General features: G+C 70.5%; 2 protein-coding genes. Both read right to left on the minus strand.

Features of this window, described 5'->3' with window-relative positions; genetic code table 11:
• Positions 1-483: S-adenosylmethionine synthetase N-terminal domain-containing protein (locus SK854_RS34240; RefSeq protein WP_319979270.1), on the minus strand; the 483-nt coding region annotated here is incomplete at its 3' end.
• Positions 484-528: 45 nt separating this feature from the next.
• Complete coding sequence (locus tag SK854_RS34245) at positions 529-6,819, minus strand: SDR family NAD(P)-dependent oxidoreductase (RefSeq protein WP_319979271.1); 6,291 nt, start codon at positions 6,817-6,819, stop codon at positions 529-531.
• Positions 6,820-6,863: the final 44 nt, after the last annotated feature.

Consider the following 6,863-nt stretch of genomic DNA (forward strand, 5'->3'; position numbering starts at 1 on the left):
CGTCAGGCGACGAGAAAGCCGGTGTGCCAAGGCGATCGGCAGCGGCATCATCTCCGGCGTGTCGCTGCAGGCGTAGCCGAACATCAGGCCCTGGTCGCCGGCACCCTGCTTGTCGATCTCGTCGTCAGCGCCCTCGACGCGGTTCTCGAACGCCGTGTCGACACCCTGCGCGATGTCCGGGGACTGCGCGCCGATGGCCACGTTCACGCCGCACGAGTGGCCGTCGAAACCTTTCGCGGACGAGTCGTACCCGATCTCCAGGATCTTCTCGCGGACGATCGTCGGGATGTCCGCGTACGCCTCGGTGGTGACCTCACCCGCGACGTGGACCTGACCGGTCGTGACGAGCGTCTCCACGGCGACGCGCGAGCGCGGGTCCTTGGCCAGCAACGCGTCCAGGATCGAGTCGCTGATCGCGTCACAGATCTTGTCGGGGTGGCCCTCGGTCACCGACTCGCTGGTGAACAACCTGCTGTTGGTCATCGCAAAGCGCTCCTTGAAAGTGGGGGTTACTGAGGACGGGCAGGCCTACGCGGCCGGCTGCACGGCTTCCGCGTCGTGCGCGTAGATCTCGTCGCACAGGCGAAGCACTTCGTCCAGCGACTGAGGTGCGGTCATCACGTCCGCGTGGCTGCTGGTGTCGACCACGGTCACGCGGAAGTCGTCGATCTGGGTCTTCCAGTCGCGCCAGTACTCGACGCCGTCCATCCCGGGCAGCTCCGGGTTGTCGAAGAGCACCATGTAGTCCTTGAACTCACCGAAGAACTCGCCGCTGCGGTTGCGGAAGTAGTGGCAGGACACCGAGTCCCGCCGTGGCAGCCGCGACGTCACGTAGTTCTCGCTCTGCATCGCCTCGAAGTACCGGGCGAGCTGGGTGACCTGTTTGCGGAGCTGGGCCTCGGTCTTGGTGATCCCGGCGGCCAGGGCGGCCTTGATGAGCGAGTCGAAGAAGTCCGGATAGGACAGACTCGGGTCGACCTCGTCCTTGTGCAGGATCGGGGTGGTGCCGTCCTCGGTGTTCAGGCTGTTGTTGCCGAGCACGAGGTTGACCGCGCGGAACGCGGAGACCTTGGCGACCGCGTCCGGCTCGGTCCTGCCGCCCTGCATGATGGCGTTGACCTGGTTGGTCGCCGGGGCGTCCAGGGAGTCGAGCATGACCAGCGTGTTCACCTCCGCACCCTGCAACTGGAGCTGGCGCACGACCTCGTAGGCCAGCAGGCCGCCCAGCGAGAACCCGCCGATGTCGTAGGGGCCCTCCGGTTGCACGGCGCGGATGAGGGACACGTAGTGCCTGGCCATCGGCACCTGTCCGCCGAGGATCTCGCCGGACCCGGCCCATCCCCTGGGCTGGATTCCGTAGAAGGGGCGCCCGGAGCGGTCGGCCAGCGGCCGGTAGGACTCCACTCCCCCGTTGCCGTGGTGGATCCAGAAGACGGGCCTGCCCTCGCGGCCCCGGTTCATCTGGACGAGCTCCGGATGGTCCTCCACCGCCAGCACGGGCGCGGACGTCGCGCCGACAGCAGCCAGAACATCGCGCAACGACTCGCATTCCGCGATGACGTCCAACGACAGGGTGTCGTCGACGTGCTTCCTCAGCTGGGACAGGAACTGGGCCATGAAGATCGAGTCGAAGCCGTAGCGCCGCAGGGGCGCGTCCAGCTCCAGCTGCGCGGGATCGAGTTCGAGGACATCGGCCAGCAGTGAGGTGACCTGGTCCGCGACCGTGCCCGTGGCCTCGATGTGCTGAGCAGGCACGGTTTCGGGCGCCTCGACGGGAACGGCCGCGGTCCTCGGCTGACGAACGGCGCCGTCGCTCTCGGCGACGAGGACCTGCCATCCGAACGCGTCCTCGGCGGCGGCGGAGACTCCGCGGAAGCCCGCTTCGGTCAGCGGCCGTCGCCATCCGCCCTGCGGGGACGCGTCGGTGAGCAGCAGGATCCCGTTGGCGCGCAGCGCGGCCTTGATGTTGCGCAGGGCGATGCGGGGGTCGTGGTCGGTGTGCCGCAACCCGGTCGCGACGACGACGTCGAACTCGCCGACCTGAACAGCTTGTGCGGCAAGGGGTTCCTCGACGTCGAACACGCGGGTCTCGAAGTAGTGCGCCGTCTCGCCGAACTCCTGCCGGGCGGTCTCCAGGAACTCCTCGGAGTCGCCGGTGTAGCAGTAGGTCTCAAGGTGGTCCCGCCACGCCCCGAGGTGACGCAACACCGTGTTGCCGGCCTCTCCGATCTCCAGGACCCGCAGGGTGGTCATGGGGTCGTCCGCCACGCGGTGCCGCACGTAGTCGACGAGCGATTCCGCCAGAGCCTTGCTCACGTCACCGGCGATCGGTTCGACCGCCGCGTCACTCGCCGGGCGGTGACCGGCGAGGCCGGCCGGCACGGGCGCGACGTGCTCGATCACGTCCTCGCTGAGAAGTCCGTCGAACGCGCGGGTGCTCGTCACCTTCATCATCGCCAGCTGGGAGCGCTGACAGCCCAGGAGCGTGTCGTAGGCGGCCATTCCCTCGGCGGGCTCGATCGAGGCGACCCCGCCCTTGGCCATCCGCTCGCGGTGAGCCTCGTCGGCGGCCACACCTACACCGCCCCAGTAACCCCAGTGCATCACTTTGACGGGGCAGGACAGGAGGGTGCCCAGGTGCTCGGCGCAGGCGTCGGCGAACGTGCAGCCCGCGGCGTAGTTGGCCTGTCCCGGTGAGGTGAGGAACGACTGGAGCGAGGAGAAGAACACGACGAAGTCCAGCGGGTCGCCCGCGAACACCTCCGCGATGTTCACCGCGACGTCGGCCTTGGCGGCGTAGCTCGCGCCGAACCGCTCCTCGTCCATCCGCGCCAGGCTCTGGTCGCCGAGCACGATGGTGGAGTGCAGCACTCCCCGCACCGGGCCGTAGCGGCGCACGATCTCGTCACGGGCCCGGCGCAGCGCGGCCGGGTCGGTCGCGTCGGCCTGGATGTAGTCGGGGGCCGGCCCGTGTGCCGCCAACCTGGTGCGAAGCCCTTCGATCCGGTCGTCGAGAGGACGACGGCCGATCCACACCACCCGCGTCTTGTGCCGGCGGATCAGGTGCTCGGTCCAGACGACGCCGATGCCTCCCGCACCTCCGATGGCGACGACCACGTCGTCCGGGCGCAGGTTCTCGTGCGCGGGTCCGGCCGGAACCGGCTCGGCCAGCTCCACCAGGCTCTGGCGGTACCACTCGCCGTCACGGCGTGCCAGCAGCGCGCCGCCCGGCTGCGGGGCCAGCTCCAGCACCTCGTTCCACGGCACCGGTTCCCCCGCGGGAACGTCCACGACCCGGACCGGCCACTGTGGACACTCCTGGGCCAGTGAGCCGAACAGGCCGTGCAGGCCCGCTCCCGCCGGGTCGGCCCCGCTGTCGCCGGGAAGGAGCCGCGCCTGCTCGGTGATCACGGTCCAGCCGATCTCCCTGCCGTCACCGCCGGCCGCCTGGACCGCCTTCACCAGCCGGAACGCCGCGCGTGCGTCGGCCTCCAGCACCACCACGTGCGTGGCGTCGACGGGGAACGCCGAGGTCAGGTCGTCCAGCACCTCGGTGTTCGGCCGAATCGCCCGGAACGCGGCGTGGTGTTCCGCGCTGCCGCCGAACAGCACGATCTTGTCGTTCTCCGCCGGCCACTGGGCGACCGGCTCCACGCTGACGGCGTCCCACGCCTGCGTCATGAGGCATGTCCGGACGTCCGCCAGCGCCCGCAAGGTCTTGATGCTGAAGCCGAGCAGCCGCACGCGGACGAGGCCGTCGGTGCCGCAGACGTCGATGTCGAACCGGTGCACGTCACCACCGCGATCCTCGGTGGCGCGGCGGATCACGGCCCAGCCGTCCGCCGGAGTCGCGCCGCGGACCTCGACCTCGCGCACCGCGAAAGGCAGCGCGAGACGGCCGGCACCGTCGTTCTCGCCGCCCCACGCCCCGAGAACGGCCTGGAACGCGCCGTCGAGCACGCTGGGGTTGAGCACCAGCGGCGACACGGCCTCGCTGGGCACGGTCAGCCTCGCCACCGCCACGCCATCGCCCTGGTGCAGGGAACGCACGGCGCGCAACGACGGGCCGTAGTTCATGCCGAGGCGTTCGTAGGTCTCGTAGAACTCCGCGGAGTCCATGGCGCGCGGGCACGAATCGAGCAACCCCTGCACGTCGATCTTCTCGGCGGTCGTGGCGAGCGCCGCGTCGACCTGCCCGACGCCCTGGGCGTGGACCGTGTCCGCACCTTCCACCCTCACCTCGAACGTGCCGTCGCCGGCCGAGAGGCGCACCTCGACACCGCACTGCCCGGTGACCTCGATGGGCCGCAGCCAGCACACGTCGCGCAGCCGCACGCCCGCCTCACCACCGGTCAGCGCTTCCCGCGCCAGTTCGAGGTAGGCGACCGCGGGCAGGACCGGAACTCCGCGCACGAGGTGGTCGCGCACGTAGAACTCGGTGCCGCTCAACGCGTGCGACTTCGGGCCGCTCGACCGGGCCACAGCACGGGGAGCGCTGTCGGCGATCCAGAAGCGGCGGAGGTTGAACGGGTAGGAAGGCAGCGGGATCCGGCGCGGCGGAGTGTCGCCGTGCAGCCGTCGCCAGTCGAAGTCGAAGCCACCGGCCCACAGTTCGAGCAGACGGGACAGCTTGCCCTTGGCGACCCAGGTGTCCATCGCGGCGGCGATGTCCTCGTCCGCGGCGAGCGCCTTCCACAGCGCGTTCGGCTGCGGGCTGCCCCTGTGCACGCGCCCCGGTGCGTCGCCGGACACGAACGCCCGCAGCACTTCCCGCAGTTCCTCCACGGTCGCGGCGGTGAAGGCGAGTCGTTCCGCCATCGCCACCCTGCCGATCTGGAGGGTGTACGCCAGGCTCGCCAGGTCGCTGTCGGACGGCGCGTGGTCGTCGATCCAGGTGAGCAACTGCTGGGCGCGGGCCACCAGGGTGGTGGATTCCTTGGCGGACAACACGAAGGCGAACGGCCCCTGCTCGGCGCTCGTCCCGGCGGGAGCGCGGTACTCCTCGAGGACGACGTGCGCGTTGGCGCCGCCGAAGCCGAACGAGCTCACGCCGGCTCGGCGAGGAAGCTCGTTGCCGTCGGCGTCGAGCGGCGCCACCCAGGGCTGCCGTTCGCGCACCAGGAAGAACGGGCTGCCGTCCAGCTCGACGTACGGGTTGACGGTCTCGCTGTGCAGGCTCTCGACGAGCGTGCGATGACGCATCTGCAGCAGCACCTTGAGCACGCCGGCCACCCCGGCGGACAGTTCCAGGTGCCCGATGTTGGTCTTCACCGTGCCGATGCCGACGTGGCTGCCGGTGACCTCGGCCCCGTGGTCGGCGTAGAGCTCCCGGAACGCCTCCCGCAGACCGTTGATCTCCACGGGGTCGCCGAGCTTCGTGCCGGTGCCGTGCGCCTCGACGTAGCCGACCGTGCGCGGGTCGATGCCGGCCCGGCGGTGGGCGTCGAGGATGACCGCCGCCTGCGCCCTCGGGTTCGGCGCGGTCAGGGAGTTGGCGCGGCCACCGTGGTTGACGGCGGTCGCCCGGATCACGCCGTGGACGTGGTCGCCGTCGCGTTCGGCGGCGGACAGCCTCTTCAGCACGAGCATCCCGATGCCCTCGCCCCGGGAGTAGCCGTCGGCCTGGGCCGAGAACGACTTGCAGCGGCCGTCGTCGCTGAGCATCCCCGCCCGGCCGAAGCTGATGTGACCGTCCGGCACGAGCACCGTGTTGACCCCGCCCGCCACCGCGAGCGAGCACTCCCCCCGTTCCAGCGCGGACACCGCCCGGTGCAGGGCGACCAGGGAGCTGGAGCAGGCCGTCTCGACCGGCTCGCTCGGGCCGTGCACGTCGAGGAAGAAGCTCATCCGGTTGGGACCGATGGACGGCACGGTGGCCGTCACGGCCACGCCTTCGCCGCCACGCGCGTTCTCCTCGATCAGCCGCTGGTACCCCGTGCCGGCCGTGCCCACGATGATGCCCAGGTCGCTGCCGGCCAGTGACGACGCGGCGTAACCGGCGTCCTCCAACGCCTTCCACACGTGCAGCATGAGCAGCCGGTGCTGGGGGTCCATCAGCCGTGCCTCGCGGGGCGAGACGCCGAAGAACTCCGGGTCGAAGTCGGCGACGCCGTCCATGAACCCGCCCCACTTGACGGTGGTGCGGCCTTCCTCCGCGAAGGGATCGCCGTACAGCTCCCGCCAGTCCCAGCGGTCGGCGGGCACCTCGCTGATGCAGTCGCGGCCCTCGGACAGGTTGCGCCAGAAGGCGTCGAGGTCGTCCGCCTGCGGGAAACGGCCGCTCATGCCGATGATCGCGACCGCGTCCGTTCCCAGGTCCTGCACGGCGGGAACCTGTCGGGGAGGTGTCACGGGGGCACGCGGGACCTCGCGGACCGGTTCCTTCACCACCGGGACGGCGGCGGGACGCAGGCCGAGGCGGTCCGCGAGCCGGGCGCCGTGCTCACCGGCGATGTGCGCGGCCAGCTCGCGCAGGTTCGGGTGGTCGAACATCGTGGTCGGCTTGATGTCGGTGCCCAGCGCGTCGTTCACCGTGGTCGCGAGCTGGGTGATGATCACCGAGTCGAGGCCGTACTCGCTGAGGTCCACGTCCACGTCGAGGTCGTCGGCGCTGACCTTGAGCAGCTGCCGGACCTTGTCCGCCAGGACGTCGCAGACCCGGTCCGCCAGCACGTCCGGATCGACTCCCGGCGTCACCGCGGCCCGGGCGGGCCCGGCCTCCTGCAGCTGCCTGGCCAGGCGTACCGCTTCCGCCTTGTCGATCCGGCCCTGACTGACCAGTTCGTACAGCTGGGTCACCGAGGTGACGCGGTGGCTCATGTCTGGCTCCGTTCGCGTTCGGGGAAGTGCCGATGCGCCCCAGG

It is taken from the genome of Lentzea sokolovensis (genome assembly GCF_033949975.1).
Taxonomy (GTDB): domain Bacteria; phylum Actinomycetota; class Actinomycetes; order Mycobacteriales; family Pseudonocardiaceae; genus Lentzea; species Lentzea sokolovensis.

Bases quoted from the DNA above. Each gene is read 5' to 3' on its own strand.
- SK854_RS34245 (WP_319979271.1), bottom strand. From the start codon at position 6,819: ATGAGCCACCGCGTCACCTCGGTGACCCAGCTGTACGAACTGGTCAGT.